General features: G+C 39.9%; 5 protein-coding genes and 1 pseudogene. All 6 read left to right on the forward strand.

Annotated elements, in window-relative coordinates; all coding sequences use genetic code 11:
- Positions 1 to 89, forward strand: a pseudogene (locus H6G97_RS50160) (IS1 family transposase); the annotation flags it as partial.
- A 14-nt stretch (positions 90 to 103) separates the two neighbouring features.
- Positions 104 to 481 (forward strand): hypothetical protein, encoded by a 378-nt coding sequence (locus H6G97_RS50165; RefSeq protein WP_190947663.1) that lies wholly within the window; start codon positions 104 to 106, stop codon positions 479 to 481.
- Between the two features lie 65 nt (positions 482 to 546).
- Positions 547 to 762, forward strand: coding sequence for a hypothetical protein (locus H6G97_RS50170; RefSeq protein WP_190947664.1), 216 nt, complete (start codon positions 547 to 549; stop codon positions 760 to 762).
- On the forward strand, positions 759 to 986 hold the full coding sequence (locus tag H6G97_RS50175; protein WP_190947665.1) for a hypothetical protein: 228 nt from the start codon (positions 759 to 761) through the stop codon (positions 984 to 986). The genes H6G97_RS50170 and H6G97_RS50175 overlap by 4 nt, the downstream gene beginning before the upstream one ends.
- An 8-nt stretch (positions 987 to 994) precedes the next feature.
- Complete coding sequence (locus tag H6G97_RS50180) at positions 995 to 1,255, forward strand: hypothetical protein (RefSeq protein ID WP_190947666.1); 261 nt, start codon at positions 995 to 997, stop codon at positions 1,253 to 1,255.
- Between the two features lie 17 nt (positions 1,256 to 1,272).
- The gene (locus H6G97_RS50185; RefSeq protein ID WP_190947667.1) at positions 1,273 to 2,046 is read left to right on the forward strand and encodes an ERF family protein; all 774 of its coding nucleotides are present in this window, start codon (positions 1,273 to 1,275) and stop codon (positions 2,044 to 2,046) included.
- The last annotated feature ends 216 nt before the right edge of the window (positions 2,047 to 2,262 follow it).

Genomic DNA, 2,262 nt, shown 5'->3' on the forward strand with positions numbered 1-2,262 from the left:
GCTATTCTAAATCCGTGGATATGCTTAAACATTCAATCCGATTGTTACTTCATTATTTAAAGTATAGAGAAATACCTGTGTTTGCCTGATTCATCCCGCATTTATGCAACGCCAAATTCTCCTACCTCCAACAGACCCTAATGCAGAGGTACAAGAAATTCTTCCCTACAAACTCGTGTACGTCAATGGAGCTTGCCCCAGAACTTATCGAGTCTACACAAATGATTCAATGCTGGGAGTGATATTTCAACATATTACGCACTGGTCGAATGCTGTAGATAAGATTCGATACGCCGAGCCGGTTGATGCAGTAGTTGGACTAGACAACTTCATGAAGGTGGCAAGGGTATCAACAACGGCTACGGGAGAACCACCCACAGAAGAGGAATTATTCGATAAAGAATTTGACGCACTGACGAGTGAGGAGTGGGAACGTCTGAAAAGATACGTTCCAAAAACTAGAGATTTAGTTGCAGCGTAAGGAAAAAGGTGGGTCTTGACAGCCCACCTCCTCAATAAAACTATTTAGCTTCATAAATAATACCAATGGAAACCACAGAAATACTGAATCAGTTCAACTCCTGCTATTTAAAGATTCAGGCGATCGCTCAAGATGAAAATTGGCTCTTGTTGATTGCTAACAAGAAGATTGACCCAGAAGCAGCGACTCACTTAGCCGATGTCCTGCATTACTTGGGGGAGGCAATGGGGTGTGTAGAAGAAATCGTTGAAGTCAAGTTTAATCAGGAATCAAAATCATGAAACTTTATGCAACCAGTATTCCTCAAGCTTTGCCAAGTTGGGCAACTGTTATATCGAATAATGCAGGTTTGATTGAGGTTGAAATTAATGATGAAGACCCTGGCTTTCATTCAATCATTGAGGAATTATCTACTGAAATAGAGCCAGGAATTATTGGTGTAAAAGCTGGTGATTTATGTCAAAGACTTAGCATTGAGATGGTTGATACTAATGAAGAAAATTGATAACCAAAATGAAATTCACAACTGTATCTATTAGCTATTCCAGAAAATTCAATCTCGGCAATTTTGAATCACTCGATTTAGGTTGTTCTCTATGGGCCCAAGTCGAGGATGGGGAAGACGCTGATGGAATAACGCAATTCCTTTATCTGCAAGCTAAAACTTCGGTAAAACAAGCGGCAATGCCTGTGCTAAAAGCCTCAGAGTTTCAGATTACTAAGGCTAAATCTAGCAAAAAAGTGTCTGGCGATATCAATGAAAACGATTGGTAAGAGTTTGGAATTGACTAATGCAAGAATTAATCAAAGCTTTAATCAAGGCAAAGGCAGAGTTTAACCCCATTCAAAAAGACGGTACTAATCCTCACTACAAGCGTAAATATGCAACTTTAGATGCTGTATTAAATGCTGTCACTCCTGCGCTTGGTAAACATGGGTTAGTAATAATTCAAACCACCGAAATACTTGAAGGTAAAACCGTGCTAAGGACTCATATTTTTCATGAATCTGGAGAGAGTATCGCTAGTACTTATCCTTTACCTGAGATTGCTGACTCTCAAAAGTTTGGTGCAGCATTAACTTATGCACGTCGATATGCGGTTTGTGCAATTTTATCAGTCACGGCTGATGAAGATAATGATGCTGAAGGTGCAACTACTCCTCAAAAGGCAGAACAACCACAAAATAATATTAGACCTCGCAAAGACAATCAACAGCTTAAAGTTCAACCAAGCAAACAAGCTATAACTCCGCCATCAATTAACTCAAAAGATTTGCGAATCAAAGAAGTTCGCACACTTTTAAATTATCCGTTGGATTTGGTGAAAGAATGGCTGCATTCTCGAAATGTTACGAGTCCGAGTGAGCTTGATTCTTTTCAAATTGATGAATTAGTAAAGGTTATGTGTTTGGCTTGGGCTGGGAATAAGTTTGGGCATCCAAATAACGCTGCTAACTCTTATCAGAAACACGTAATCGATGCTGTATTACGAGGTGTTTCTGAACTGGAAGCAATTCAAGCATGGATGGAAGGAGCGCTTGCACAATTGCCAGAACTTAATTGAAGCAGTCATATCTTCTCATAATACCAATAAGGAAAATATCATGCCGAGAAAATCTACTCATTCCATTCCTACTGACCAGCCCTCATTGTGTCTACAATACCTCCGTCGTTGTGGGGGGAGCGCACGGTTGTGCAGTATTAAATTTAGCCTGGGAGTGATTCAAGGCTTGGTCAATCAAAGAAAGGTAAAGATTAAGAATACTGGTGCAGGGTTTTT

Origin of the sequence: Nostoc flagelliforme FACHB-838 (genome assembly GCF_014698065.1) — a bacterium.
Classification (GTDB): Bacteria; Cyanobacteriota; Cyanobacteriia; order Cyanobacteriales; family Nostocaceae; genus Nostoc; species Nostoc flagelliforme_B.